At 70.1% G+C, this 26476-nt stretch carries 22 protein-coding genes; 6 read left to right on the top strand and 16 right to left on the bottom strand.

Annotated features, from left to right (window positions below):
- Positions 1-6: 6 nt before the first annotated feature.
- Together FHW84_RS06395 and FHW84_RS06390 are read left to right on the top strand one after the other, a co-directional pair.
- The gene (locus tag FHW84_RS06395) at positions 7-297 is read left to right on the top strand and encodes a YcgL domain-containing protein (protein WP_167253528.1); all 291 of its coding nucleotides are present in this window, start codon (positions 7-9) and stop codon (positions 295-297) included.
- A gap of 69 nt (positions 298-366) precedes the next feature.
- The gene (locus FHW84_RS06390; protein WP_167253526.1) at positions 367-3831 is read left to right on the top strand and encodes an ankyrin repeat domain-containing protein; all 3465 of its coding nucleotides are present in this window, start codon (positions 367-369) and stop codon (positions 3829-3831) included.
- Here FHW84_RS06390 and FHW84_RS06385 read toward each other — a convergent pair.
- From FHW84_RS06385 to FHW84_RS06375, 3 genes are all read right to left on the bottom strand, one after another.
- Entirely contained in the window at positions 3816-4937 is a 1122-nt protein-coding gene (locus tag FHW84_RS06385; protein WP_167253524.1) for a glycosyltransferase family 9 protein, read from the bottom strand. The genes FHW84_RS06390 and FHW84_RS06385 overlap by 16 nt on opposite strands.
- Positions 4938-5192: 255 nt before the next feature.
- Positions 5193-7031 carry a monovalent cation:proton antiporter-2 (CPA2) family protein gene (locus FHW84_RS06380; protein ID WP_167253522.1) on the bottom strand — a complete coding sequence of 613 codons (1839 nt, stop codon included), beginning with the start codon at positions 7029-7031 and terminating at the stop codon, positions 5193-5195.
- A gap of 97 nt (positions 7032-7128) precedes the next feature.
- Positions 7129-8025: a LysR substrate-binding domain-containing protein gene (locus FHW84_RS06375; RefSeq protein WP_167253520.1), complete on the bottom strand. Its 897-nt coding sequence runs from the start codon at positions 8023-8025 to the stop codon at positions 7129-7131.
- A 114-nt stretch (positions 8026-8139) separates the two neighbouring features.
- Between FHW84_RS06375 and FHW84_RS06370 the strand changes: the two genes are divergently transcribed.
- Positions 8140-8727 (top strand): DUF4865 family protein, encoded by a 588-nt coding sequence (locus FHW84_RS06370; RefSeq protein ID WP_167253518.1) that lies wholly within the window; start codon positions 8140-8142, stop codon positions 8725-8727.
- 10 nt (positions 8728-8737) lie between these two features.
- Entirely contained in the window at positions 8738-9118 is a 381-nt protein-coding gene (locus tag FHW84_RS06365; RefSeq protein WP_167253516.1) for a tautomerase family protein, read from the top strand.
- A gap of 166 nt (positions 9119-9284) precedes the next feature.
- On the opposite strand, the gene hemB is transcribed toward FHW84_RS06365, so the two are convergent.
- Positions 9285-10277, bottom strand: coding sequence for a porphobilinogen synthase (gene hemB, locus FHW84_RS06360; protein WP_167253514.1), 993 nt, complete (start codon positions 10275-10277; stop codon positions 9285-9287).
- A gap of 117 nt (positions 10278-10394) precedes the next feature.
- On the bottom strand, positions 10395-11489 hold the full coding sequence (gene ugpC, locus FHW84_RS06355; protein ID WP_167253512.1) for a sn-glycerol-3-phosphate ABC transporter ATP-binding protein UgpC: 1095 nt from the start codon (positions 11487-11489) through the stop codon (positions 10395-10397).
- 210 nt (positions 11490-11699) lie between these two features.
- On the opposite strand from ugpC, the gene FHW84_RS06350 reads away from it, so the two are divergent.
- Positions 11700-13049, top strand: coding sequence for a GH1 family beta-glucosidase (locus tag FHW84_RS06350; RefSeq protein WP_167253510.1), 1350 nt, complete (start codon positions 11700-11702; stop codon positions 13047-13049).
- Positions 13050-13094: 45 nt separating this feature from the next.
- The gene (gene glk / locus FHW84_RS06345) at positions 13095-14114 is read left to right on the top strand and encodes a glucokinase (RefSeq protein ID WP_167253508.1); all 1020 of its coding nucleotides are present in this window, start codon (positions 13095-13097) and stop codon (positions 14112-14114) included.
- 161 nt (positions 14115-14275) lie between these two features.
- Here glk and hrpB read toward each other — a convergent pair whose 3' ends face one another.
- From hrpB to gspF, 11 genes are all read right to left on the bottom strand, one after another.
- Positions 14276-16786 carry an ATP-dependent helicase HrpB gene (hrpB, locus tag FHW84_RS06340; protein WP_167253810.1) on the bottom strand — a complete coding sequence of 837 codons (2511 nt, stop codon included), beginning with the start codon at positions 16784-16786 and terminating at the stop codon, positions 14276-14278.
- A 243-nt stretch (positions 16787-17029) separates the two neighbouring features.
- A complete protein-coding gene (gene gspD / locus FHW84_RS06335; RefSeq protein ID WP_167253507.1) occupies positions 17030-19420 on the bottom strand; it encodes a type II secretion system secretin GspD in 2391 nt (796 codons plus the stop codon).
- A 3-nt stretch (positions 19421-19423) separates the two neighbouring features.
- Positions 19424-20176 (bottom strand): general secretion pathway protein GspN, encoded by a 753-nt coding sequence (locus FHW84_RS06330; RefSeq protein ID WP_167253498.1) that lies wholly within the window; start codon positions 20174-20176, stop codon positions 19424-19426.
- A complete protein-coding gene (gspM, locus tag FHW84_RS06325) occupies positions 20173-20826 on the bottom strand; it encodes a type II secretion system protein GspM (RefSeq protein WP_167253496.1) in 654 nt (217 codons plus the stop codon). Before gspM ends, FHW84_RS06330 begins: the two co-directional genes overlap by 4 nt.
- Positions 20823-21998 carry a PilN domain-containing protein gene (locus FHW84_RS06320; protein WP_167253494.1) on the bottom strand — a complete coding sequence of 392 codons (1176 nt, stop codon included), beginning with the start codon at positions 21996-21998 and terminating at the stop codon, positions 20823-20825. The genes gspM and FHW84_RS06320 overlap by 4 nt, the downstream gene beginning before the upstream one ends.
- Positions 21995-22867, bottom strand: coding sequence for a type II secretion system protein GspK (locus FHW84_RS06315; RefSeq protein ID WP_167253493.1), 873 nt, complete (start codon positions 22865-22867; stop codon positions 21995-21997). Before FHW84_RS06315 ends, FHW84_RS06320 begins: the two co-directional genes overlap by 4 nt.
- Entirely contained in the window at positions 22864-23541 is a 678-nt protein-coding gene (locus FHW84_RS06310; RefSeq protein WP_343203572.1) for a prepilin-type N-terminal cleavage/methylation domain-containing protein, read from the bottom strand. Before FHW84_RS06310 ends, FHW84_RS06315 begins: the two co-directional genes overlap by 4 nt.
- A gap of 95 nt (positions 23542-23636) precedes the next feature.
- Positions 23637-24056: a prepilin-type N-terminal cleavage/methylation domain-containing protein gene (locus FHW84_RS06305; protein WP_167253491.1), complete on the bottom strand. Its 420-nt coding sequence runs from the start codon at positions 24054-24056 to the stop codon at positions 23637-23639.
- Complete coding sequence (locus FHW84_RS06300) at positions 24053-24499, bottom strand: GspH/FimT family pseudopilin (protein WP_167253808.1); 447 nt, start codon at positions 24497-24499, stop codon at positions 24053-24055. Before FHW84_RS06300 ends, FHW84_RS06305 begins: the two co-directional genes overlap by 4 nt.
- A 96-nt stretch (positions 24500-24595) precedes the next feature.
- On the bottom strand, positions 24596-25000 hold the full coding sequence (gene gspG / locus FHW84_RS06295) for a type II secretion system major pseudopilin GspG (protein WP_343203571.1): 405 nt from the start codon (positions 24998-25000) through the stop codon (positions 24596-24598).
- A gap of 119 nt (positions 25001-25119) precedes the next feature.
- Positions 25120-26337, bottom strand: a complete 1218-nt coding sequence (gspF, locus tag FHW84_RS06290; RefSeq protein WP_167253490.1) for a type II secretion system inner membrane protein GspF — start codon at positions 26335-26337, stop codon at positions 25120-25122.
- Positions 26338-26476 lie beyond the last annotated feature (139 nt).

The following is a 26476-nucleotide window of genomic DNA, read 5'->3' as shown; positions in this document are numbered from 1 at the left end:
ACTCCTATGCACTGTTTCGTTTACGCCAGCCTGCGCAAGGCCGATACCTATGTCTGGCTCGCGCGCCAGGGCGACTTCAGCGTGCTGCCGGCTTCGCTCACCCAGATGCTCGGCGAACTGCGCTTCGTGCTCGAAGTCGAACTCGATGCCCAGCGCAAGCTGCCCAAGGAAGATGCCGCCGCGGTGCTGGCGAACCTGCAGGCCCAGGGCTGGCATCTGCAGCTGCCGCCGGCCAACAGCATCGCGGCGCCGCAGCCGGTGCTGAAGGAAACGCCGCTGGACGAACACGGCGAGTGAGTGCGCACGCCTTGGGCGTTAACGCCTGATTACCTTCTCTCATTCAGACGATTCCTATACTCCGCGCCCATGTCCTATTCCAAAACGCGCCGCCCGCCGCCTTTCCTGCAGGGTCTGCTCTGGTTCGTGCCCGGCCTGCTCGCGGTCGCCGTCGCGGCGCTGAGCGCCAGCCCGCTCTCGCTGATCCCCCTGCTGCTCGCCAACGCGCTGACCATGGCCGCGGTCTGCCATGCGATCGGTTTCGATCCGGAGCCGCGGTTCCTGCGCACGGTGCTGCGCCGCGGCGCGGCGCATCTGGTGATGTTCACCGGCTATGTGGTGCTGGTGTTCCTGCTGGTGGCGTGGCCGATGCTGCGGCTGAACCAGGCGCACAGCCTGAGCGCGGCCCTGCTGCTGGCCGGCGCGCTGGTGGTGGCGCTGGCGGCGCTGTGGCGGATGTGGCCGGCGTTCGGCCTGGTCTACGTGTGGGACGACGCGTACCCACCGCAGAGTGACGGCTCGTGGATCTTCACCGCCACCGCGCGCAGCATCGCGTTCGGCCGGCACTTGTCGCGCGAAGAGCGCTTCTTCACTCATTACTTGCCGGCCGCCATCGCGCTGCTGGCGCTGGCCTTCGCGGCGATCGCGCTGGCCGGCCTGTACGGCGTGCTGCCGCCGGAGCTGCGCATCGCGGCGCTGGCCATCTACGGCGTGGTGCTGCTGCCGCTGGGTTGCCTGGTCATCGCCAACCGCACCTTGCGCGCGCTGCTGTGCGAAGGCCGCCGCCCGGCGCGCGCGTCCGCACCCGCCCGCAGCGAACCGGCCCAAGCTCCGGCGCCGAAGCCCGCGCCGGTGCTCAACGAACAGGAACGTACCGCCGGTACGCCCGAACAGGCGCAGGCGCTGCTGGCCGCCACGCGCGACGGCGATATCGAACGCGCGCTGGCGCTGATCGAAGCCGGCGCCGATCCGAACACCGCGCCGCCCACCGGCGACCGCGACCAGCGCCCCGTGCTGATGCTCGCCGCGCTGCTGCCCGATACGCGCCTGCTGCGCGCGCTCATCGCCAAGGGCGCCGACGTCAACCGCGCCAGCGGCGGCCTCACGCCCTTGCTGGCCGCCACGCGCGACAGCTGGCACGGCCGCCCCGATGCGGTGATGACCCTGCTGGCCAACGGCGCCAGCCCGCTGGCTACCGACGCGGAAGGCAACACCGCGCTGCACGGCGCCGTGCACAGCGGCGAGCCCATCGTGGCCGCCATGCTGCTGGATGCCGGCGCGCCGGTGAACGCGCTCAACCGCGCCCGCGTCAGCGCACTGGCCACCGCCTGCCGCGCGGCGAACTGGCCGCTGGTGAAGTTCCTGCTGGAGCACGGCGCCAAGCCCACGCCGCCGGATGGCGAGCCGGCGCTGGTGGCGGCGTCCGGCATTGCCGAGGACGACGCCGAGGGCGTGCGCCTGCTGCTCAAGCATCGCGCCGCGGTGAACGCGGTGGATTCGCGCCATCGCAGCGCGCTGATGGAAGCGGCCGGCGAAGGCCATGAACAGATCTGCCGCGCGCTGCGCAGCGCCGGCGCCGACGTCACCCTGGCCGACCGCCACGGCCGCACCGCCCTGATGGAAGCGGCGCGCGCCGGCAAGGTCGGCATCGTGCAGCTGCTGGCCGAGGCGCAGCCGGATGCGCGCGTGCGCGACGTGCACGGCCGCGACGCGCTCACCCTCGCCTGCCAGTCGCCGCAGGCGCATGCCGAAACCGTGCGCGCCCTGCTCGCACTCGGCGCCGAGGCGAAGACGCCGGGCGCCGACGGCCGCAGCGCGCTGGACCACGCCGCCGCCGCCGGCCGCTGGGACCTGGTCGCCCTGCTCGACCCCGACACCCCGCTGCCCACCAACCTGCGCTTCGACGAAGCGCTGGCCGAAGGCGCGGACACGCCGGCGCATCTGCTGGACGCGCTGCGCTTCGGCCACTGGGCCATCGTGTCCACCTTCACCCAGCGCGTGAAGGAATGGCCGGCCGCGCAGCTCGCCCAGCTTTATCTGGATCTGGCCGGTCCCGGCCTGGGCTCGGCCCGCCGCTGGCTGCTGGAACATGCGCTGGCGCCGGAAGCGCGCCTGCAGCCGCAGCTGGTGGACGATGCCGAAGTGGCCGAGGGCATCGAAGCCGCGCTGCCGCCGCTGGGCCGCCGCCTGTTCGACGCACTGCTGCCGCAGCTGCCGGCCGCGGCGGAAGCCATCGAAGACCTGCTAGCCGCTGGCGCCAGTCCGGCCGGCGCCGGCCTGCTCGCGCAGGCGCTGCAGCGGCTGGACGACAGCGCCGCGGCTTCCGCGTTCGCGCTGGGCCTGCTCGAGCGCGGCGCCGATCCGTTCGGCGTCGATGCGCGCGAGCGCACGCCGGTGCACCTGGCCGCCGCGCAAGGCCAGCTGCCGGTGCTGCAGGCGCTGCTGGCGCGCGGCAGCGATCCGAATACGCGCGACACGCAGGGCCGCACGCCGCTGTTCGCCGCGCTGGAACATGGCGAGAAGGCGCTGCCGCTGGTGCGCGTGCTGGTCGCCCACGGCGCCGACGCCGAAGCCACCGACGCCAACGGCGAGACGCCGCTGGGCCTGGCTTTCGATCATCCCGAGATCGAACGCTGGCTGGACTGGGGCGAGTGGGCGCGTCCGCGCCGCCCGCTGCGCGCCGACGACCTGCCGGCCGCCGCCGCGGCCGGTGCGCTGGCCGCGGTGGAACGCCTGCTCGATCTCGGCTTCCCGGTGAACACGCAGGACCGCCAGGGCGCCACCGCCCTGCTGCACGCCTGCGGCATGGGCCATCGCGACGTCGCCGCGCGCCTGCTCGATGCCGGCGCCGACAGCTCGCTGGCCGCCGCCAACGGCATGACCCCGCTCGCGGCGGCCGTCGCCGCGCGGCGCGATGCGCTGGTGGCCTTGCTGCTGGAACACGAGGCGAAGGTGGACGCACGCCTGCCGGGCGAGGCCACCGCGCTGATGGTGGCCGCGGCGATGGGTTATCCGGAAATCGCCGAGCAGCTGCTCGACGGCGGCGCCGACATCAACGCGGTCGACGCACGCGGCCACGGCGCCCTGCACGCCGCCGCGCAGTTCGGCTTCGAACACAACGACAGCCTGCGCGCGCGCCGGCTGTTCGACGCGCTGCTCAAGCGCAACGCGGACGTCAACCTGGCCGACAAGGAAGGCATGGCGCCGCTGCAATTGCTGCTGGGCGCGCACCTGCGTCCGGGCAGCCCCTGCGATGCCACGCATATCGGTGCGCTGGTGCCGGTGCTGCTGGATGCCGGCGCGCGCATCGAGCACGCCGACCAGCGCGGCGTCACCGCGTTGCATGCATGCGCGATGCATGCGCTGCTGCCGCCGGCGCGCGTGCTGCTGGCGCGCGGCGCGGACCGCAGCGCGGCGGATGCATTCGGCCGCACCGCGGCCGATGTGGCGCGTGCATTGGGCCTGGTCGATATCTCGCACGAACTGGCCGCGCGCGCCGGCGCCATGCCGAGCGTGCGCCAGACCCTGCGCCAGCCGGCTCAGCCGGCCGAGTAAGCGGCCTGCGCCGGCACCCGTCGCGCCGCCGCGACGGGTAATGCCGGCTCTGCGCGCACAGGCAAGCGCCACCACGCCTGCGCTGCTTCCTCCACGCCGATCCCGTCCACCCGCGGCGTATGCGGCAGGCCGCCCAGCACGGTGACGGCGCTGCCGCCGGCACTGCGCGGCGCCCACATCGACGGCCAGCGATGGCCGAACAGCACCACCAGCGGACAACCGACCGCCGCAGCCAGATGCGCCGGCCCCGTATCCACCGACACCATGCTGTGCGCGCGCTCCATCAAGCCGCGCAGCAGGCCCAGCGGCAGGCCGCCGGCCGGGGCGATCAGGCGCGGCAGCCCCGCCTCGGCGCGGATCGCGGCGAGATAGCCCGCTTCGGCGGCGCAGCCGCACAGCAGCACGTGCGCGTCCGGTTGCCACTGCAGGATGGCGCGCGCCAGCTGCGCCCAGTGCTCCACCGGCCAGGACTTGTCGTCGTCCGCCGCGTCGCGCACGCCGTTCCAGCGCATGGTGCGTTTGTTCGCCGGCTGCAGCAGCACCAGCGGCTGCGTCGGCTCCACGCCGTGCGCGCTCAGCCACACGCTGGCATCGGCACGTTCGTCCGGCGTGGCGCGCAAGGACGGCGCGTGGAGGTGGCGCGACGGATCGAGCGCGGGCGTGCCGGCGAATGCCTCCGGCGTCAGGTCGCCGAAGCGCAGCAGCCAGTCGATCCAGTGCTCGCCCTCGCGCAGCGGAATGTCTTCGATAAATACGCACTGCTCTGCGGGAATGCCCGCCAGCGCCAGCATCGGCCGCACCTTGGTGCGCGTGCGCACGTCGGGCTCGCAGATATAGAACGGTGCCCCGCGCATTCCGCGCAGCGCCAGCGCCACGGCAAGCCGGCGCGGATTGGTCCACAGCCAGCCATGCTGGCTGGCGAACCAGTGCACTGCGGCGACGTCCTCGCTGCTGCCGTACAGCGTGCGCGAGCACTCGCCCAGCGAGACGAGGCGGCATGGCGCGCCGTAACGCAGATGCAATTTGCGCAGCAGCGGCGCGAGCAGGACGGTATCGCCCAGGCGGCCGAAGCGGATCACTACCGGTGAAGCGGCGGGCAAAGCCATGCGGCGGCGGCCTCGGAACACGGCCTGGCGCGGCCCGCCCCGCGGCGGCACGGCTCCAGGCTCCGCGCATCTTTCCCGATCGGCGTCGAAATGAGTTGCGCCTGCGGGGGCGCAAGTTCAGGCGTTCAGTGAGCGATGGTGTAACGGCGTAGGTTGGGGTGAGCCGCAGGCGAACCCCAACGTCGGCACCTTCATACGCCTCGCCACGTTGGGGTTCGCCTGCGGCTCACCCCAACCTACGCCGGCCTTGAGGGGTCAGTTGGAGTCCTGCGCCGGCACCGGCGCCACCGCCGCTTCCTCGCGCTCCCGCTTGGCGATCGGATCGTCGTCCGCATCGAACAGATGCATCAGATCGTTCAGCGCTTCCCTCGAGGTCTGCACCAGCCGCGTCTCGTCGTCGTACACCAGGTACTGCGCCTTCAGCAGCTTCATGTCGTGCTGGCGGAAGCGCTCCACGCGGTCGGCCGCCAGTTCGCTGGACAGCCCCAGCGCCTCCAGCGTCTTGCGCGTCATCTTCAGGCTGGAAGAAAACGTCTCGCGCACCGGTTCCTCGATGCCCAAGTCCATCAGGCGGAACACGTGCTGGCGATTGCGCGCGCGGGCGATGATCTTCAGGTGCGGATACTGCCGGCGCACCAGGCGCGCGATGCGCAGGTTCGCTTCCGGGTCGTCGGTGGCCAGCACGAACACTTCGGCCTGGTCCGCCTGCGCGGCGCGCAGCAGGTCGGGGCGCGCCGGGTCGCCGAAGAACAGCGAGGTGTTGTTGAAGCGGCGCAGCGTGTCCATCTGCTCCACCGAGGATTCCAGCGCCACGAACGGAATGCGCTGCGCGCGCAGCACGCGGCCGACGATCTGCCCGACGCGGCCGAAGCCGGCGATGATCACGCGCGGCGGCGCGGTCTCGATGGTGTCGTATTCGCGGTCGGGCTTCTTCGCCTTGATGTCCACCGCCTTGGCCACCACCGCCACCACCAGCGGGGTCATCGCCATCGACAGGGTGATCGCCAGCACGATCAGGCCCTGCTGCAGCTCGGTGATCAGGCGCTGCTCGCCGGCCTGCTTCAGCACCACGAAGGCGAACTCGCCGCCGCAGGCCAGCAGCACCACCATGCGCAAGGTGTCGGCCCGGTTCAGCGCGCCGACGATGCGGCCCAGCGGCCACAGCAGCATGCCCTTCACCGCCAGCACGCCCAGCGTGATCGCCAGCACCAGCAGCGGCTGGTGCAGCAGCAGGGAGATGTCCATCGACATGCCCACGCTGATGAAGAACAGGCCCAGCAGCAGGCCCTTGAACGGCTCGATATGCGATTCCAGCTCGTGGCGGTATTCCGAATCGGCCAGCAGCACGCCGGCGAGGAAGGCGCCGAGCGTGGACGACACGCCGACTTCCTCCATCAGCCAGGCCGTGCCCATCACCACCAGCAGCGCGGTGGCGGTGGAGACCTCCTGCGCATTGGCGCGCGCCACGAAACGGAATACCGGGCGCAGCAGATAGCGGCCGCCGACCACCACCACCACGATGGCGCCCACCGTGCGCAGGATCGCCTGCGGCTCCACGCCATGCGGCGAGGCGCTGCTGGCCAGCAGCGGCACGGCGGCGATCAGCGGGATCGCGGCCAGATCCTGGAACAGCAGCACGGCGAAGGTGATGCGGCCATAGGCCGAACCGGCCTCCTTGCGCTCGGCCAGGATCTGCAGGCCGAACGCGGTGGACGACAGCGCCAGGCTGCCGCCGACGATGGCCGCGGCGTTGGCGGTAAAGCCGAACAGGAAATAGCAGGCCAGGCCGATCGCCACGCTGCAGGCAGCCACCTGCAGCAGGCCGGCGCCGAACACCGCGCGGCGCATCACCCACAGGCGCTGCGGCGACAGCTCCAGGCCGATCACGAACAGCATCAGCACCACGCCGAATTCGGAGATGGTGGCCACGCCCTCGGTGTCGCCGACCAGGCCCAGCGCCTGCGGGCCGATGACCACGCCGGCAATCAGAAAACCGAGCACGGCGCCGAGGCGGAAGCGCTTGGTCAGCGGCACGGCGATCACCGTTGCCAATAGAAAGACCAGCGCGGTGTTGAGAAAGGAATGGCTGTCCACGAGCGCTGCCGGCAGAGGGGATGCGGACGATTATTTCATGCGACGCGGCATGCGCGAATGACGAAAGCGGACCGATTGCACGCGGCGGCGATGCGCATCAGGCGAACGCGGAGAGTCCTTCCAGCCGCTGGCGCAGGATCGCCTCCAGCCGCGCGATCGCCGGCGCCGGTTCCGCCTCGGCGCGATGCAGGTGCAGGCCCAGCAGCGGCAGGCGCGGCAGGCCGGCTTCCTCCGGCGCCAGCGCGCGCACCGAGGGCGGCAGGCCCACGCCGGTGCGCAAGGCCACGCCCAGGCCGGCGGCGACGGCGGCCCAGATGCCGGCGAGGCTGGCGCTGGTGAAGGCGATGCGCCAGGGAATGCCGGCGCGGTCCAGCGCGGCGGCGGCGGCGGTGCGCATCAGGCAGGGCGCGTCGAGCGAGACCAGCGGCAGCGGTTCGCCGCTGTCCGCGCTCCAGCCGGGCAGGTCGGCGGCGGGGCCGATCCAGCGCATCGGGATCTCGCCCAGGCGTTCGGCATGCGGCGTCACGGTCGGCGTGCCGGCATCCCAGGCCAGCGCCAGGTCCAGCCGGCCGCCGGCGATGCGGTCCAGCAGCTCGGCATTGCGCGCGATGCGCGCCTCGATGCGCACCTTGGGATGGGCGCGGGCGAAGCGGCCGAGCACGTCGGGCAGCAGGGCCTCGCCGAAATCCTCCTGCAGGCCCAGCCGGATCCAGCCCTCCAGCTCGCCGCCCTGTAGCGCGGCGGCGGCTTCGTCGTTCAATTCCAGCAGCCGGCGCGCATAGGCCAGCATGGTTTCGCCGGCCTCGGTCAGCGCCATGCCGCGCCCCTGCCGGCGCAGGATCGGCATGCCGGCCTGCTCTTCCAGTTTCTTCAGCTGCGCGCTCACCGCCGAAGTGGAGCGGCCCAGCCGGTCCGCCGCCTTGGCGAAACTGCCCAGGTCCACGCCCAGCGCGAAGCTGCGCAGCACATCGAGATCGAAGTTCACCCGCCGCATGGAGCCGCCTCCGCCATCATCCGGTTTTACCGGACGATGAGTTTTGAATTTCCCGATTTTCCGGACGACTATGTGGCGTTACGGTAGGCGCCGTCAACCGCACGGAGTGCCGCCATGCTGGCCATGCAATACGCCTTCGTCCTGCCCGCCGACTACGACATGGGCATCGTCCGGCGCCGCATCGCCGAGAAGGGTTCGATGCTCGACGACTTCCCCCGCCTGCGCTTCAAGGCCTACCTCAGCGCCGACCGCCGCGGCGCACGCCTGCCGACGCGGCAGAACCTCTATGCGCCGTTCTATCTATGGGACGACGCCGAGGGCATGAACGCGTTTCTCGGCAGCAGCGGCTTTGCCGGCGTGACGCAGGCCTTCGGCTGGCCGGAAGTGCGCACCTGGTCGGTGTGGCGGGGGGAGGTGTCGCCGGAAGCCCGGCAGGCGGTGTGCGCCTCGCGCGATCTGGAAAACATCGCGCCATACACGGACCTGGACGAACTGCGCGAGCGCGAAGCCGACAAAGTCCGCGCCGATCTCGCCGACGGCGCGCTCGCCGCGGTCAGCGCCTTCGACCCGACGCATTGGACCCTGGTGCGCTTGCGCCTGTGGCACGAGCTGCGCCCGGAACTGGCCCGCGATGGCCGCCAGCTTTACGACGTCGGGCATGTGTCCCTGCCCCGCCGCCATCTTTCCCCCGTCACCGCCTGAGGAATCCGCCATGCCCCTGGTCCGCATCGCCCTGCGCCGCGGCAAGTCCGCCGCCTACATCGCCGCCCTGCGCAACGGCATCTACCGCGCCATGCGCGAAGCCTTCGACGTGCCGGAGAACGACCGCTTCATTCTGGTCAGCCAGCATGAGGCGGAAGAATTCGATTACGACCCCGGTTATCTGGGCATCGCGCGCGACGACGATCTGGTGATGGTGCAGATCGCCTGCAACAACACGCGGACGACGGAGAAGAAGCAGGCGTTTTATAAGCGCATGGCGGAGCTGCTGGCGGAGGAGCCGGGGCTGCGGCCGGAGAATCTGCTGATCAATCTGCTGGAGACGGGGAAGGAGAATTGGTCGTTCGGCAATGGAATAGCGCAGTACGTCTAGTGCAACTCTTCTCCCCTCCGGGGAGAAGATGCCGGCAGGCAGATGAGGGGCGGGTGCTCGCCAAGACGGTTAGACAGGGCGTGGCTTGCTTACCGCCTCTGCTTCATCGCTCCGCCCGACCCCTCACCCCAACCCTCTCCCCGGAGGGGAGAGGGGGCAAGAGCAGTTATTCGCCGCGCAGCCAGCGCGCCGCGTCGATCGCGTAATAGGTCAGGATCGCATCGGCGCCGGCGCGCTTGAACGCGGTCAGCGATTCCAGCACCACCGCCTTCTCGTTGAGCCAGCCGTTCATCGAAGCGGCCTTCAACATCGCGTACTCGCCGCTCACCTGGTACACGAAGGTCGGCATCCCGAACGCATCCTTCACCCGCCGCAGCACGTCCAGATACGGCATGCCGGGCTTCACCATCACCGCGTCGGCGCCTTCGCCGATATCCAGCTCCACTTCGCGCAGCGCTTCGTCGCTGTTGCCGATGTCCATCTGGTAGGTGTGCTTGTCGCCCTTGCCCAGATTCGCGGCCGAACCCACCGCATCGCGGAACGGGCCGTAGAACGAAGAAGCGTACTTGGCCGAGTAGGCCAGGATGCGCGTGTGGATATGGCCGGCGTCTTCCAGCGCCTCGCGGATGGCGCCGATGCGGCCGTCCATCATGTCCGAGGGCGCCACGAAATCCATGCCGGCCGCGGCCTGCGCCAGCGACATCTTGATCAGCGCCTCGACGGTGGGCTCGTTCATCACGTAGCCGTTCCCGTCGATCAGGCCGTCCTGGCCGTGGGTGGTGTAGGGGTCCAGCGCCACGTCGCCGATCAGGCCCAGCTGCGGGTACGCCGCCTTCAGCGCGCGCGTGGCGCGCTGCATCAGGCCGTCGGGGTTCCAGGCTTCGCGGGCGTCTTCGGTCTTTACCTGCTGGCCCGGCGAGGGGAACAGCGCCAGCGCGGGAATGCCTAAGCGCACGCATTCGCCGGCAAGGTCCAGCAGGCCATCGATCGACAGCCGCTCCACGCCCGGCATCGACGGCACCGGCTCGCGCTGGCCTTCGCCTTCGATCAGGAACGCGACCATGATCAGGTCGCTGGGCAGCAGGGTGTGCTCGCGCATCAGCGCGCGGGAGAAGGCGTCGCGGCGCATGCGGCGCATGCGGATGGCGGGGAAGCTCATGAGTGGGTCTCGTCGGGACGGGAACCCGTGCATGTTAGCGCCAGGCGGGAGCAACGCCTGGGAATCGGGCATTTTGCCGCGCTGTCCCCGTGGGGGTTCGCTGGCGCTCACCCCAACCTACGCGATGCGCGCGCCCTCGCCCTCGGCATCGAAGAAATGCAGCCGCTCCGGCGCGAAGCCGAAGTGCAGCTCGCTGCCGGGCGCCGGCAGTTCGCGCGGCGGCATGCGCGAGACCAGGGCCAGCTCGCCATGGCGCAGGTTGAGGAAGACCTCGTTGCCCACCGGCTCCACCACCTCCAGCTGCGCGCTGAGCGCGGCGCCGTGCGCGCCGGGCTGCAGCAGCAGATCCTCCGGGCGCAGGCCGACCACCACGTCGCGGTCGCGCCAGGCTTCCAGCGCCGCGCCCTGCGGCAGCTCGCCCAGCGCCAGTTCGCCCTGCGGCATGGCCAGCTTCCAGCCGCCGTCGCGGTACAGCACGCCGCGCAGCAGGTTCATCGCCGGGCTGCCGAGGAAGCCGGCCACGAACAGGTTGGCGGGGCGCTCGTACAGGTTCATCGGCGTGTCGATCTGCTGGATCACGCCGCCGCTCAGCACCACGATGCGCTGGCCCAGGGTCATCGCCTCGATCTGGTCGTGGGTGACGTAGACCATGGTGGCCTTCAGGCGCTGGTGGATGCGCGCGATCTCCACGCGCATGGAAAGGCGCAGCTTGGCGTCCAGGTTGGACAGCGGCTCGTCCAGCAGGAACACCTTCGGGTCGCGCACCAGCGCGCGCCCCAGCGCCACGCGCTGGCGCTGGCCGCCGGACAGCGCGGCGGGGCGCGCATCCAGGCGCTGTTCCAGCTCCAGCATCCTGGCCGCCTCCGCCACGCGGCGGTCGATCTCGGCCTTGGGCTGGCCGCGCAGCTTCAGGCCGAAGCCGAGGTTCTCGGCCACGGTCATGTGCGGATACAGCGCGTAGTTCTGGAAGACCATGGCGATGTCGCGGTCCTTCGGCGCCACCTCGTTCACCACCCGCTCGCCGATGCTCAGGGTGCCGCCGCTGATCGATTCCAGCCCCGCGATCATGCGCAGCAAGGTGGTCTTGCCGCAGCCGGAGGGGCCGACCAGCACCAACAGCTCGCCGTCGGCGATCTCGAAGCTGGCCTCCGCCACGCCGACGTGGCCGTTCGGGTAGACCTTGCGTAGTTGGTTGAGGCGGACAGTCGCCATGGAGGCTCCGGGGTTGGGGAATCGGGAAAGGGGAAAGGGGAACGGGGAACGGGGAACGGGGAACATTAAGAGCACAGACAAGCCGGGACGCCGCCGTCATATCGCGACCTCCAGATTCCCCGCTCCCTGTTCCCCGTTCCCCGTCCTTCCGCTATTCTCTCCATGTAAACGTTTACATCAAGCCGCGATGCGGCATCCGGGACATCCACCATGACCAGCTACCGCTTTCCCGAAGGCTTCCTGTGGGGCGCCGCCACCTCCGCCTACCAGATCGAGGGCTCCCCGCTGGCCGACGGCGCCGGCCCGAGCATCTGGGAACGCTTCGCGCACACCCCCGGGATGATGGTCGGCGGCGACACCGGCGACGTGGCCTGCGACCACTACCGCCGCTACAAGGACGACGTGCAGCTGATGAAGGCGCTGGGCCTGCAGGGCTATCGCTTCTCCATCGCCTGGGCGCGCGTGCTGCCGGAAGGCACCGGCCGGGTCAACGAGAAGGGCCTGGATTTCTACAAGCGCCTGGTCGACGAGCTGCTGGAGCACGGCATCGCGCCGAACGCCACCCTGTTCCACTGGGACATGCCGGCGGCGCTGGACGACCGCGGCGGCTGGCTCAACCGCGACAGCGCGCACTGGTTCGCCGAATACGCCGAGGTGATGTTCAAGGCGCTGGACGGCCGCGTGCAGCGCTGGGCCACGCTCAACGAGCCGTGGGTGGTCACCGACGGCGGCTATCTGCACGGCGCGCTGGCACCGGGCCACCGCAGCAAGTACGAGGCGCCGATCGCCGCGCACAACCTGATGCGCGCCAGCGGCGCCGGCATCCAGGCGTATCGCGCGCACGGCAAGCATGAGATCGGCGTGGTGTTCAACATCGAGCCGAAGTACCCGCACTCGCAAAGTGCCGACGACCTGGCCGCCACCCGCCGCGCGCATGCCTACATGAACGAGCAGTTCGCCGATCCGGCCCTGCTCGGCAGCTATCCGCCGGAGCTGAAGGAAATCTTCGGCGAGGCCTGGCCGGATTTCCCGCAGGACGACTTCAAGCTGACCCGGCAGAAGGTCGACTTCGTCGGCATTAACTACTACACCCGCGCGGTGGTGAAGAACGATCCGGCCCAGTACCCGCTCAAGGCCTCGCCGGTGCGCCAGCCCAACAAGACCTACACCGAGACCGGCTGGGAAGTATTCGAGCAGGGCCTGACCGACACGCTCACCTGGTTCAAGCAGCGCTACGGCGACATCCCGCTGTACATCACCGAGAACGGCTCGGCCTTCTACGACCCGCCGGTAGCCGAGGGCGACGTGCTGGACGATCCGCTGCGCACCGGCTACCTGCGCAAGCACCTGCGCGCGCTGCGCAAGGCGATCGACGCCGGGGTCAACCTCAAGGGCTACTACGCCTGGTCGCTGCTGGACAATCTGGAATGGTCCCTGGGTTTCTCCAAGCGCTTTGGCCTGTACCATGTCGATTTCGCCACGCAGAAGCGCACGCCGAAGGCGACCGCGAAACTCTATGCCAGGGTCATCGAGAGCAACGGCGCGGTGCTGGACGATTGAGTCCGCACCCGGCACGCTTTGCGTGATCCGTTGCCAGGACCTTTCATGAGCTCGACTTCCAGCGCCAACACCCTGCTCGCCGACCTCGGCGGCACCAATGTCCGTTTCGCCCTGGCCGACCCGGCCCTGCCCCAACCCCTGCTGCTGGACAGCGTGCGGCGCTACCGGGTCAAGGATTTCCCGTCGATGGCGGACACCATCCGCCAGTATTTCGCCGACAGCGGCCGCTCGGCCGAGCGCGCGGTGATCGCCGCCGCCGGCCGCATCGTCGACGGCGAGACGGTGAAGGTCACCAACAATCCCTGGCAGGTATCGGCGCACGAGCTGGCCGCGGAGCTGAAATTCGACTCGGTGCGCCTGATCAACGACTTCGCCGCCCAGGGCATGGCCGTGCCGCTGCTGGCCGCCGCCGAGCTCACCCCGGTGGGCGCGCCGCAGCCGCCGAAGATCGGCGCGCATCACGCGCAGACCTTCGTGGTGGTCGGCCCCGGCACCGGCCTGGGCGTCGCCGGCCTGCTGCTGCGCGACGGCCGCTGGACGGTGCTGGAAACCGAAGGCGGCCACGCCGGCTTCGCCGCGCACACGGCGGAAGACGTGGAGATCCTGCACCGCCTCAACGCGCGCTTCGGCCGCGTGTCGAACGAGCGGATGATCTGCGGCAACGGCCTGGTCAATCTGTATCTGGCCCTGGCCGACATCGAAGGCCTGAAGGCCGAGGAATACACCCCCGAAGACATCACCGCCCACGCCAACGCCGGCACCGACCCGCTGTGCGTGCGCGCGGTGGAAACGCTGGCCGGCATCTTCGGCAGCGTGGCCGGCGACCTGGTGCTGAGCCTGGGCGGCTGGGACGGCGTCTTCCTCACCGGCGGCGTGCTGCCGATCCTGATGCCGTGGCTGCAGCGCGGCGGCTTCCGCGAACGCTTCGAGTCGAAGGGGCGCTTCAAGGAAACCATGGAGCAGGTGCCGACGATTGCGATGGTGCATCCGGAGACGGGGCTGCTGGGGGCGGCGGCGTTTGCGGTGTTGGAGAGCGGCAGGCCGCTGATACCGGCAGCCGGCTAAGTGAACCCTTCTCCCCTCCGGGGAGAAGGTGGCGGCAGCCGGATGAGGGGCGGGTGCTCGCGGTGGAAGATCGACGAAGCATCGCTCGCCTTCAGGCTGCCGCTTTCTACGCTCCGTAGGTCCCCCTCACCCCAGCCCTCTCCCCGCTGGGGAGAGGGAGTTCAGGTGCCGCGCGGCTTCGCCCTGTGCGTCGGCGTCGCGCTCCACGGATCGTCCGGCCACGGATGCCGCGGATAGCGCCCCTTCAGTTCCTTCTTCACTTCCGGATACGTGCGCTCCCAGAAGCCTTTCAGGTCCTGCGTGACCTGGATCGGCCGCCCCGCGGGCGACAGCAGATGCAGCGTCACCGGCACGCGGCCATTGCCCACGCGCGGCGTATCGGCCAGGCCGAACAGTTCCTGCAGCTTCACCGCCAGCACCGGCGGTTCGCCGGCGGCGTATTCGATGCGGCGGCTCATGCCGCTGGGCACGGTAAGGTTTTCCGGCGCGTGCGCATCGAGCGCGCGGCGTTGTTCGTAATCGAACAGCGACGACAGCGCCTGTGACAGTTCCTCCGCGCTCAGCGCATCGAAGCGGCGCTTGCCGTCGAGGTAAGGCGCCAGCCAGGTTTCCAGCGACGCGAGCAGCGCGTCGTCGCTGACATCGGGCAGGCCGAGTTCCGGCATCCATTCGCGCACTGCCTGCATGCGCAGCCGCAGGCGGCGTGCGTGCTCGCTCCACGGCAGCGCATCCAGTCCCTTCGCGCGGATCGCCGCCAGCAGCGCGGGCAAGGCATCTCCGGGCTGCACCGGCACGCTGCGCCGCGACAGCACGATGCCGGCATAGCGGTGTTCCTCGAACGCCTCCACCGCATTGCGCTCGTCGTTCCAGCGCAGCGCACGCTCGCGGCGGAACTGCGCGGGATAGTCGCGTTCCAGCACGCGCGGATCCAGCGGCGCGGCGGCGAGGATCAGGCTGTCGCGCGCCTCGTAGCGCAGGTCCAGCGCCACCAGCCAGGGTTCGCCGAGCAGGGCCGTGCCTTCGTGCAGGCGCGCGCCGCGGCCGTTGGCGAGCGTGTAGCGCAGGGGATTGTTGTCGTCGCGCCGCGCCACGCGATCGGGAAACGCATGCAGCAGCAGATCGCCGACCGCGTGGCTGTCCGGCACGCCGCTGGCGGCGGTGCGCAAATCCAAGCGACGACGCCAGCCCTTGCTGGCCTGTTCGATCGCGGCCAGCGCACCGGTATCGGCGCCGCCGCGCGCGCCGGCGGTGCGGCGGTCGCGCCAGGCGTGCAGCGCATCGACGCGCGCGCGGAAATCGTCGCTGCGCGCCTGTTCGCCGCGCAGCGGGGAGCGCGCTTCCATTAGTGCGAGCAGGTCGGCGACCAGTGCGTGCAGCTCGGGCACCGCACGCATGGCGGCGGCGGCGAGGCGTGGCGCCGCGCCGAGTTCCAGCATGCGGCGGCCGAGCGAGGTGATGCGCGTGCTCGCATCGAGCGCACCGAGCGCGATCAGCAGTTCGCGCGCCTGCGCCAGCGCACCGGACGGCGGCGCATCGAGCCACGGCAGACTGCCTCTCTCGGCCGTCACACCCCACGCCGCCAATTCCAATGCCAGACCGGACAGTTCCGCCTGCGCGATCTCCGCCGTCCGCGACGGATCCAGCCGCTTGCTCTGCGGCCACAGCCGATACGCCGTGCCTTCGGCCACGCGGCCCGCGCGTCCGGCGCGCTGATCCGCGGACGCCTGCGAAATCGTCACCGTTTCCAGCCGCGTAAAGCCGGAATTCGGATCGAAGCGCGGCTCGCGCGCCAGGCCGCTGTCGACTACCGCGCGGATGCCCGGCAAGGTCACGCTCGATTCCGCCACGTTCGTTGCCAGCACGATGCGCCGCGTGCCCGGCTCGGCCGGGCTCAGCGCGGCCTGCTGTTCCGCCATCGACAGCTCGCCGTGCAGCGCGACCACGTCGACGTCGCCGCGCTCCAGCGTCTGCGCCAGCACCGCCTCGGCACGCGCGATCTCGCGGCGGCCCGGCAGGAAGGCCAGCACGTCGCCGTCGTTTTCCTCCAGGGCCAGCCGCGCCACGCGGGCCAGCTGATGCTCGGTGCTTTCCTGGGTGCGTGCCGGCGGATAGTCGATGCGCACGGGAAAGCTGCGGCCCGGGCTGCTGATGCGCGGTGCGTCCAGCCACTGCGCGATGCGTTCGCCGTCGAGCGTGGCAGACATCACCACCAGGCGCAGCTCCGGGCGCAGCGTGGCCTGCACGTCCAGCGCCAGTGCCGCGCCCAGATCGCCCGCCAGATGCCGCTCGTGGAATTCGTCGAACAGGATCGCACCGATGCCGCCCAGTTCCGGGTCGTCCTGGATCAGCCGCGTGAGGATGCCTTCGGTCACCACTTCGATGCGCGTCTTCGCGCTGACTTTCGACTCGAAGCGGATGCGGTAGCCGACCGTCTGCCCCGGCTCCTCGCCGAGCTGGCGCGCCATGAACTGCGCGGCGGCGCGCGCGGCGATGCGGCGCGGTTCCAGCATCAGCAGCTTGCCGCCGGCCAGCCAGGCTTCGCCAAGCAAGGCCAGCGGCACCTGGGTGGTCTTGCCGGCGCCGGGCGGCGCTTCCAGCACGAGGCGCGGATGCGCCGCGAGGGAGGCGCGGATCTCGGGGAGCAGCGGGGTGATGGGGAAGGCGAGAGTCATCGCCGGAATGATAACGGCCTTCAACGGAGAGACCCTTCGCCCCTCCGGGGAGCACGCGGGGAGAGCACATGGATGTGCTCTGCTTTGAGGAGCGAGGAAGGTGCCGGCAGGCGGATGAGGGGCCGGGGCTCGCTACGGAAGATCGACGAAGCGTCGCTCGCTTTTGTGCTCGCGCTTCACCGCTCCGTAGGCCCCCCTCACCCCAACCCTCTCCCCGCAGGGGAGAGGGGGTAAGTGCGCGCGTTACTTGGTGGGATACGGCTGCGACGCCGGCGCAGCCCCCGCCGCCTGCTGGCGCAGCGGTGCCAGCGATTCGAACTTCTGCTGGTACTCGTCGGTGATCTGCTTGGCTTCCTCGCTGCTGCCGATCACCTTCGGGGTGATCAGCACGATCAGCTCGGTGCGCGTGCGGTTGCGGTTGGTCGAGCCGAACAGGCGGCCCAGCACCGGGATGCGGTTGAGGCCGGGGATGCCGACGTCGGTGGTGCCGTCCTGCTGCGAGATCAAGCCGCCCAGCAGCACCGTCTGCCCGCTCTGCACCGCCACCTGGGTGCCCATCGAGCGCTGCGAGATGGTCGGGTTGGACTGGCCGGCCGGATAGCTCGGCGAGCTCACCTGCTGCTGCACGTTGAGATAGACCAGGCCGCCTGGATTCACGCGCGGCTGCACGTTGAGGATCACGCCGGTATTGAGGTAGTTCACCTGGTTGTAGGTGGCCGTGCCCACGCCAGGGTTCACGCTGGTCTGGTTGATCGGCACCTGGTCGCCGACCTGGATCTGCGCGATCTGGTTGTTCAGCACCACCAGCGAGGGCGCCGACAGCGTCTTGGTATTGCCGTTCTGCTCCAGCGCGCGCACCGCCACCTGCAGGTTGTGGTTGATGAAGGAGTAGAAGAACGCGTCGCCGGCCGAAGTGCTGGTGCCGGGGTTGTAGGTGACGCCGCCCTGGCCCAGGCCCCACTGCTGCTGGTTGCCCGGCTGGCCCGGCGTGTAGGTGCCGTTGCCGTTGTTGGTGCCGCCGATCAGACCTTCCAGGTACCACTGCACGCCGAACTGGAACTGGCCGGTGAGCTTTACCTCCAGGATGCGCGTCTCGATCTGCACCTGCAGCGGCGTGTTGTCCAGGCGCTTGATCGCCGATTCGATCTCCGACCACTGCGAAGGACGCGCGCGCACCAGCAGCTGGTTGTTCGCGTCCACCGAGCTGATGCGCACGCTGCCGTCCTCGGAGCTGTACTGCTGCGGCGCCTGGTTGGCGCCGCCGCTGCTTTGCTGCGAGCCGAAGGTGCTGCCGATCGAGGCGCCGGGGCCGCCGAAGCCGCCGGTCTTGCTGGCGTCGCCGCCGTTGAAGCCGGCGCCGGAATTGATGCCGCTGTTGAGGCCGCTGTTCATGCCGCCATTGAGGCCGCCGCTGCTGCCGCCCAGCCCGCCGGTAGTGCTGCTGCCGAAGCTGCCGGCGGTGCTGCCCATGCCGCTGGCGGAGCCGTAGCTGTTGTCGCTGCCGCCCAGCGTGCCCGCGTTGAGGCCGGGGCCGACGCGGCCGCCGGAACTGCCGCCGCCGTTGCCGCTGGCGTAGATCTGCGCCAGGTACTGGGCCAGGTCCGAGGCCTTGATGTTGCGCACGTCATACACGAACAGCTGCGGCTCGTTGCCGCCGCCGCGGTCGATCTTCTCGATCCACTGCCCCACTTCCTGCAGGTAGTTCGGCTGCGTGCTGATCACCACCAGCGCATTGGTGCGCTCGATCGGGATGAAGCGCAGCATGCCGGCCAGCGGCGTGTCGCCCTTGGCGCCGAACATGCCGTCCAGCTTGGGCATCAGCTCGGCCACGCTGGCACGCTGCAGGTTGAACACGCCGACCGACATGCCGCGCAGCCAGTCCACGTCGAAGGTGTTGATGGTGCGCTGGTAGTTGGCCAGGTCCTGCGGCGAGCCGGCCAGCACGATCAGGTTGCGCGAGGGGTCGGCCAGCAGGATCGCGTCCGGCCGCGCGAACGGCTTGATCAGCTTCTGCATCTCGGCGGCCGAGATGTAGCGCAGCGGGAACAGCCGCGCCTGCATGCCGGCGGCGGGCGCCGCGGCGCCCAGGCTGGGCACCAGATTGCCGGCCACGGCTTCCTTGGCCGGCACCACCACGTAGCCGCCGTTGCGCTTGATCAGCGCATTGCCCGTCCACGACAGCAGCGTTTCCAGGATCGGCATGGCCTGGCTGGAATCCACCGGCTCCGCCGTGGCAAACGAGATGTTGCCCTGCACGCCCGGCGCGATGGTGTAGTTCTGCTTGAGCAGGTCGCCCAGGATCGCCTTCACCACCGCCTGCACCGGCTGGTTCTCGAAATTGAAGGTGACCGCGCCGTCGCCGCTGGCCGGCGTGCGCGGCGTGGCCAGCGCGGTGGGCTTGATGAAGTTGCCGCTGCCTTCGCTGATCTGTGGCGCGATGGCCTTGTTGTCGGCGGGGCCGACGCCGGTGTTCAGCGGCTGCGGCGCGGGCGCGGGCTTTTCGGTGCCGGCCATGGCCTCGCGCTGCAGCGCGCCGTCGTCCTTGGGCGGCGGCATGGAGGCGCAGCCGGCCAGCCAGACCGCCAGTGCGAGGCTGCCGATGCGGCATGCCGGCTTGGTGAAGTAAGGGGACATGGATCAGTGTGCTCCTTCAGGATTGCCGGCTTGCTGCTGTTGCTGCTGTTCGGCGCGACGCTTCTGGATGGCGGCCTTGAGCTGGCGGATGCGTTCGGCCTGCAGCGAGCTGTCGGCCTGCTGCGGGCGGGGTTCGTTGTTGTCGGGCGGCGGCTGCGGCGCGATGCCCGGTCCCACCCGCTGCACGGCGCCGGGCGGCACCGCGATCGGGCCGGTCATGTTGCCGGGCTGCTGCGGTGGCGGCGGCGGCTGGCCGTCGGCCTTGGGCGCGTCGATCGGCGCGCCGGCGGGCAGTTCCAGTTCGGTGCGGCCGCTGCCGGATTCGAACACCGCCGAACGCGGCTTCACTTCCACCAGCTTCCAGCTGCCGTCCGGCAGCGAGGCGCCTTCGGCCACGCGCACGTCGGCGTCCTGGCCGCGCGTGTGCAGCAGGGCCATGTGCAGCCTGGAGGTGAGGATGATGCCGGTCAGCTGCATCTCGCCCAGGCTCGCGCCGCCCTTGGCGGCGCGCGTGATCGGCTTGCGGTCGGGATTGAACACCGGCTGCTGCCACACGATGCCGAACTGCTCCAGCGGCAGCGGCCGCGGCAGGTCGGCGGCGCTGTCGTGCATGTCCGGCAGGGGTTCGGTCGGGCGCGGCGGATTCCAGTGCACGCCGCGGCCGACGCCGGCCAGCAGCACGCACAGCAGCAGGGCGAGCACGCCGGCGATGCCGCCGAGCACGGGGGTGAGGCGGCGCTGCGCGGCGGCGTTCATGCGTCGTCCTCCCCGCCCGGCTGCTGCGGCGCGGCCTGCGTGGCGGGCGCGCCGCCGCTGGCCTGGCGCACGTAGCCGCACAGCGTGAACTGCACTTCCAGCGGCGGCGCGCTGTTGTTCTGCTGCGCGGCGACCGGGTTGCGGTAGACGCTCATCTCGTTGACGAACAGATACGGCGTGCCCTGTTCCAGGTCGTGCAGCACGGCGGCCAACGGCTGCATGTCGCAGCGCAGGCTGATGCTCACCGCCACCTTGCGGTAAGGCTCGTCGTGGGTGGCCGGATTGGGCACCGGCATCTTCTGCGTCACTTCGCAGCTGCCGCCCTCGGCATGCGCGGCGACCACGTCGACCACGCGCTGCATCATGCCGGCGGCGGCCGCATTGGGATCGTCCTCGGGCAGGAAGGCATTGCTGGTGGCCTGGCCCTGGCCCAGCGCGGCGATGCGCTTGTCCAGCAGCGGCTTCTCGGCGATAGCGGCGGCGAAGCGCGATTGCGTGTCGCGCAGGTCGGCCATCTGCGCGTTGACGTCCAGCATCGGCGCCACGAACCACCAGTGCAGCAGCGCGAAATAAGTGATCACCAGCGCCACCAGCAGGAGCAGGAGCGCCGCGATGCGGCTGTCGCGGGGTTTCATCGCGGCCAGCTTCACGGCTGTTCTCCGCTGCTGGCGGCCGCGCCCGGCGCGCCCGGGCGCGCCGGCTTGGCCGGGATCTTCTTGCGCAGTTGCGCAACCATGTAGAAGCGTTCCTTGCCGGTCTGCGGGTCGGCCTGGATGGTGCCTTGGAAATTCGGATTGGCGATGACAGTGGAATCCTTCAGCGCATCGATCAGGCGTGCCGCCTGCGGACTCTGGCCCTGGAAACCGACCTGCCCGGTGTTGTCGATGCTCAGGCGTTCCAGCCACGCGGTCATCGGCAGGCGCTGGCTGAGATCCTGCAGCACGGCCAGCGCGGAAGAAGTGTTCTTCTTGCGCTCGGCCAGGAAGCCGGCGGCGCCGGCGATGTCCTGCAGCTGCTGGCGCAGCGCGCCGACTTTCTGCGCCTCGCCGCGCATGGTCTCGACCTGGGCCTGCATCTGCTCCAGCGCATCGCGCCGGTTGTGCAGCCACTCGCCCAGCACCAGGCCGGCCAGCACCACGATCGCCGCGGCCAGGGCCAGATTCAGCCGCTGGCGCGGCCGCGTGCGGCGCGGCGCCTGTTCCGGCGGCAGCAGGTTGACGCCGCAGCGGCCGGCGTCGACCGCCATGTCCACCGCGTCCACCGCGATGCCGAGCTGGCCGAGCCGGCCCAGCAGCGGATCGAGCGTGGTGCGCGGCACGGCCACCAGTTCGGCGGCGATGCGGCCGGCCGGCGCCGGCGCGTTCAATTCGCGGATGTCGTAGCGCACCTGCTCGGGGCGGAACGGCGTCTGCCGGTCCATCTCGAACGCGCCGACCTGGCGCAGCGTGTCGCGCGCGGCGTCGGGCAGCAGCAGCGGACGGCGCAGCACCTGCGCGGCGGGCAGGCACAGGGCCAGGCGCAAGTCCTCGCGATCGACGCCGCGCAGGCCGTCGGCCAGCGCGGCCTGCTGGCCGGAGGCTTCGAGTTCGTCGCTCCATTGCGCCAGCGGCTCGGACGAACCGTCGCGGCGCAGGCGCCAGTCGCCATCGGCGCGCTCCAGCAGATGCCAGGCCGCGCCGCCGCCGAAGCGCGCGCGCAGGCCCGCCGGCAGCAGCGCGGCAAGCTCGCCGCCCCACCAGGCGAAGAACCGCGGCAACGGCGAAGCCCGCCATGCGCGGCGCACCTGTTCGAGCTGCGGTCGCAGCGAGCTGGTCATGCTCATTCCCCGTCTCCCTCCTGCCAGCGAAGCACCGCGTACGGTTGCGTTCCGGCCCTGGCTCCCTGCAACCGCACCGTGGCACGCAGGATCGCCCGCGTGCCGTCCGGTAGCGTTGCCTCCGAACGAATACTATGCGTTACGCCCTGACTGCCGCCTAGGCCTTGCGTAGTACCGGCCTGCTGTCTTGCGGCGTAGGCCGCGTTCGCCTGGTCCGGCGTCATGCCGGGAATGGCCTGCATGGCCAGCGCCGGCGCGTAGTTCGGATCGGGCGCATTGCGGCCCGACCAGATCGTGATCTGCGATGCGATCTTGCGATACACCGCCGGGTCCATGCCCAGCACCATCTGCGCTTCCTCCAGGCTGGCGAACGGACCGTGGCGCGGGCCGTAGTCGCGGCCGGCCGCGAGGTAGGCCGCGTTGTTGTTCACGTCCGTGGGGTTGCCGAAGCTGCGCCATTCGACCACGCGCGAGGCCAGGTCGCTGGCCGCGCCGTCGTTCATGCCGGCGGCGCGGAACAAGGCCTTGAGCACCTCGGGCGAGGCCGCGTTGAAATCGACCTTGCCGGTTTCGTCGACGATGCGGATGCCGACCTTGGCGTCCTCGTACTGGAGCGGATACACGCGCCCGTCGGGAATCCAGCGCCGGTCCGGCGACGGCGTGAGCAGCGCGTAGATGGCGCGGTTGATGCCCGCCTCCGCCGCGTAATGCGCGCGCAGCTGGGCGAACTGGTAGCGCGCCTGCAGGCCTTCGTTGCGCGCCAGCAGCGCATAGCCGCCGAGCACGATCGCCAGCAGGGTGCAGGCCCACAGCACCACCAGCAGCGCGACGCCGCGCTGGCGTGCCGGGCTCGCGCTGGCCTGGCGCCTGCTCATCGCGTCACCGGCTGGCGGCGCAGGCCACGCAGCAGGTCCATCTGCTGGCCGGCGGTGGGATCGATGCGCAGCGGCGCATCCAGCCGCGGCCAGTCGTGCAGGCCGTCGAGCTTCAGCTCCACGCGCACCACGCGCGGCAGCAGGCGCGGGTCCGGCCAGGTCGCCTGCCAGGTGCCGGGCTGGTCGGGCAGGTCCGGCGTGCGATAGCTGAAATGTCCTTCGCGCACGTCGTCCATCAGCACTTCGGGCTCGCCCAGCGGCCTGGGGTTGCTGCCGTCGGGCGGCAACAGCGCGAAGCGCACTTCCAGCCGCGAGCCGCCTTTGTCGTTGGACACGAGTTTCCACTCCTGCAGCTGCGGCCCCAGCTTGCCCAGATAACCCGGCAGCGGCGCGACGAAGCGCATGCTCTGCGCATCGCCGGTGAAATAGATACTGTCTCCGTTCTGATCGCGACCCTGCGGCACCGCCGCAATCTGGGTCAGTTCCTGGCGCATGAACTGCTGGGCCGAACGCAACTGGTCCAGCCGCTCCACCGCGATCGAACCGGAACGCACGCTGCGCGTGGCGGTGCGCACGCCCGAATACACGCCCAGCAGCAGCAGTGCCATCAGCGCCAGCGCGCCCAGCACTTCGAGCAGGCTGAAGCCGCGCTGCCTGCGGTGGCAACAGGGAATAGAGAATAGGGAATCGGAAAGCGGCGAACGGCCAGCCGGAGCGTCGCACGCCGTCCCCGATTCTCTATTCTCTATTCCCCATTCCCCGCTCTTCATCACTGCGGCCCATTCGGCGGCATGGTCAGGCGCAGCGTGCTGAAGTGCGCGGTGCGCTCGCTGCGGCCCTGCCCCCACAGCACGTCCAGATCCAGCTTGGTCAATACCAGCGAGGACAGCTGCTGCTGCGGGTCGACGTCGACCGGCGTCCACGGCGTCACCGTCAGGCGCCAGCGGTATTGCTGGTCGAAGCGGCCTTCGCTGCGGCCGGGCTTGAGCGGCCCTTCGGCATCGACGGTATCGAGCAGGCTGTGCGCCCACAGCGCGGCGCGGGTGTAGTCGGCGGCGTTGTTGGTCAGGCCGATCGAGCCGCCGGTGACGCGCATCAGCGCGGTGAAGGCGATCGCCAGCAGCAGGATCGCGGCGATCACTTCCAGGAGGCTGAAGCCCCCGCTGCGCGTCGCTACCGGCGGTTTCACGTCGTCACCACACTCACCGCGCCGGTCAGCCACGACACATTGACCTGCCACTTGCGCTGCTCGCGCTGCAGGGTGATGTGGCCGCCGGTGGAGCTGCCGTCCGGAAAGAAGCGGATGCGGCCGGTAGTGCTGTTGGGCTGGTCTTCCTTGGCGCTGGTGATCGAGAGCTTCATGCCCGAGGGCAGGCGCACGTCGCGATGGTCGGCGCCTTTGTAGGTGTTCTTGCGGATGTCGACGTCGAACACCTGCTCCTTGCCGGTGACGATCGCCTGCGCGCGCGTGGCGCGCAGCGCCGCGGCCATTTCGACGCTGGCCGCATTCACGCGCGCGCTGGCCAGGCCTTGCGAGACCGACACGGAAACCGCCGCCGCCGCGATCCCGATCAGCAGGATCACGGCGAGCATTTCCAGCAGGGTGAAGCCGTGTGCGCGCGAAGCGCGCAGGGAACGGGCAACGGGGAACGGGAAACGGGAAAAAGCGGCGGTGCGTACCGCCGCTCCTTGTTCCCCGTTCCCCGTTCCCCGTTCCCCTTTCATCGCTTACTGCCAGTTGCCCACGTCGGCGTTGTAGCCGTCGCCGCCGGGCTGGCCGTCCTGGCCGTAGAAGATGAGGTCGAAGTTGCCGTGCTCGCCGGGGTACTTGTAGCCGAAGGCATGGCCCCAGGGATCCTTGAGCTCCGATTCCTTCGCATACGGACCCTGCCAGTTGCGCGCATTGGCCGGCTTGGCGATCAGGTCCTGCAGCTGCTGCGGCGGCGAGCCGTTGTCCAGCGCGTAGTTCTCGACCTTCTGGCTGAGCGTGGTGAGCTGCGCCTTGCCGGCGCCGTACTTGCCCTTGTCCACGTTCTTGCCGACCTGGGTCACCACCACCGCGCCGATGATGCCGATCAGCACGATCACCGCGAGCATTTCCAGCAGGGTGAAGCCGCTGGTACGGCGGGGAATAGAGAATCGGGAATCGGGAATCGGAAAAGCAGTGCGCCGCGCGGTACGGCGGTTTTCCCTATTCCCTACTCCCGATTCCCGATTCCCGACAACGAAACGTTTCATGACGTGATTCCCTCTCATTGAATATTGCTGGTAAGACTGAGCAGCGGCAGCAGGATCGCCGCCATGATGATGGCCACCAGGATGGTCATCACGATGGTCAGCGCCGGCACCAGCGCGGCGAGCAGGCGGTCGATCGCGCGCTTGCTCTCCAGTTCGAAGGTGTCGGCCACCTTCAGCAGCATCGTGTCGAGCTGGCCGGCCTCCTCGCCCACCTGCACCATCTGCAGGGCCAGCCGCGGGAAGCGCTGCGACTGGGCCAGCGCAAGGCTCAGACCCGAACCACCCTTCACTTGTTCCGCAGCCTGGGCCAGCGCCTCGTCCAGGGCCCGGTTGGAGGTGACCTGGCGGGCGATGGTGAGCGCCGACAGCAGCGGCACGCCGTTCTTGACCAGGGTGCCCAGGGTGCGGGCGATGCGGGCGGTCTCGACCTTCAGCAGCAGCGGGCCGACCACCCGCTTCTGCAATAACTTGCCGTGCCAGGCCAGGCGGTAGGCCGGGTCGCGCATGCGCGCGCGCCACACGAAGATGCCGCCGCCGATCAGCAGCACCAGCAGCCACCACCACGACTGGATCAGGTTGCCCAGCGCCAGCACCGCCTGGGTGATCAGCGGGATCGGCACCTGCATGTCCTCGAAGATCGGCACGAACTGCGGCACCACATAGGCCAGCAGCAGCACCAGCGAGCCGAGCACGCCGACCATCAGGAAGGCGGGATAGATCAGCGCATTGACGATGCTGCCGCGCAATTGCTGGCTGCGCTCGAGGTAGTCGGCCAGGCGGCGCAGGGTGTCTTCGAGCGAACCGCCGGCCTCTCCCGCGCGCACCAGGCTGATGTAGAGCTTGGGAAACACGCCGTGCTCTTCGTCGAAAGCCTGCGACAGCGTGGTGCCGCCGCGCACGCGGTCGCGCACGCGCTCGATCAGCTTCCTGGCGCGCTCGCCCTCGGGCAGGTCCAGCAGGATGCCCAGCGCGCGGTCCAGCGGCTGGCCGGCGCCCAATAGCGTGGCCAGCTGGTGGGTGAACTGCGCCAGCTGGTCGCCGGTGAACGGCCCGCGCTTGAACAGGCCGCCGAAGCTGCCGGTGCTGCCGGCCTCGTTGGCGGGGCGCGCTTCCAGCGGGGTGTGGCCCTGGTCCTGCAGGCGCGCGATCACCTCGTCGACGCTGGCCGCTTCCATTTCGCCGTGCAGGATGTCGCCGGTGTCGCTGACGGCGCGGTAGTGGAACTGGCTCATGTGCCGCTGCCGCTCGCGCGGGGAATAGGGAATAGGGAATGGGGAATAGGGAGCAGCGCGGCGCAAGCCTTGGAAGCTGGGGCGGCAGATCTTTCATAGGGCGCATGGAATAACGGCAGCGTCGGACCTTGCGCCGATT

Origin of the sequence: Dyella sp. SG562, from assembly GCF_011759495.1 — a bacterium.
Lineage (GTDB): Bacteria > Pseudomonadota > Gammaproteobacteria > Xanthomonadales > Rhodanobacteraceae > Dyella_D > Dyella_D marensis.
This window is presented reverse-complemented; position numbering and strand designations above follow the sequence as displayed.

What these genes read in the sequence shown, in the direction of transcription:
- hrpB (WP_167253810.1), bottom strand. Translation starts at nt 16,786, where the DNA reads ATGACTCTCGCCTTCCCCATCACCCCGCTGCTCCCCGAGATCCGCGCC.
- FHW84_RS06375 (WP_167253520.1), bottom strand. Translation starts at nt 8,025, where the DNA reads ATGCGGCGGGTGAACTTCGATCTCGATGTGCTGCGCAGCTTCGCGCTG.
- FHW84_RS06390 (WP_167253526.1), top strand. Translation starts at nt 367, where the DNA reads ATGTCCTATTCCAAAACGCGCCGCCCGCCGCCTTTCCTGCAGGGTCTG.
- FHW84_RS06330 (WP_167253498.1), bottom strand. Translation starts at nt 20,176, where the DNA reads ATGAACGCCGCCGCGCAGCGCCGCCTCACCCCCGTGCTCGGCGGCATC.
- glk (WP_167253508.1), top strand. Translation starts at nt 13,095, where the DNA reads ATGAGCTCGACTTCCAGCGCCAACACCCTGCTCGCCGACCTCGGCGGC.
- FHW84_RS06315 (WP_167253493.1), bottom strand. Translation starts at nt 22,867, where the DNA reads ATGAGCAGGCGCCAGGCCAGCGCGAGCCCGGCACGCCAGCGCGGCGTC.
- gspF (WP_167253490.1), bottom strand. Translation starts at nt 26,337, where the DNA reads ATGAGCCAGTTCCACTACCGCGCCGTCAGCGACACCGGCGACATCCTG.
- FHW84_RS06320 (WP_167253494.1), bottom strand. Translation starts at nt 21,998, where the DNA reads ATGAGCATGACCAGCTCGCTGCGACCGCAGCTCGAACAGGTGCGCCGC.
- FHW84_RS06365 (WP_167253516.1), top strand. Translation starts at nt 8,738, where the DNA reads ATGCCCCTGGTCCGCATCGCCCTGCGCCGCGGCAAGTCCGCCGCCTAC.
- gspD (WP_167253507.1), bottom strand. Translation starts at nt 19,420, where the DNA reads ATGTCCCCTTACTTCACCAAGCCGGCATGCCGCATCGGCAGCCTCGCA.
- FHW84_RS06395 (WP_167253528.1), top strand. Translation starts at nt 7, where the DNA reads ATGCACTGTTTCGTTTACGCCAGCCTGCGCAAGGCCGATACCTATGTC.
- FHW84_RS06370 (WP_167253518.1), top strand. Translation starts at nt 8,140, where the DNA reads ATGCTGGCCATGCAATACGCCTTCGTCCTGCCCGCCGACTACGACATG.
- FHW84_RS06385 (WP_167253524.1), bottom strand. Translation starts at nt 4,937, where the DNA reads ATGGCTTTGCCCGCCGCTTCACCGGTAGTGATCCGCTTCGGCCGCCTG.
- hemB (WP_167253514.1), bottom strand. Translation starts at nt 10,277, where the DNA reads ATGAGCTTCCCCGCCATCCGCATGCGCCGCATGCGCCGCGACGCCTTC.
- ugpC (WP_167253512.1), bottom strand. Translation starts at nt 11,489, where the DNA reads ATGGCGACTGTCCGCCTCAACCAACTACGCAAGGTCTACCCGAACGGC.
- FHW84_RS06350 (WP_167253510.1), top strand. Translation starts at nt 11,700, where the DNA reads ATGACCAGCTACCGCTTTCCCGAAGGCTTCCTGTGGGGCGCCGCCACC.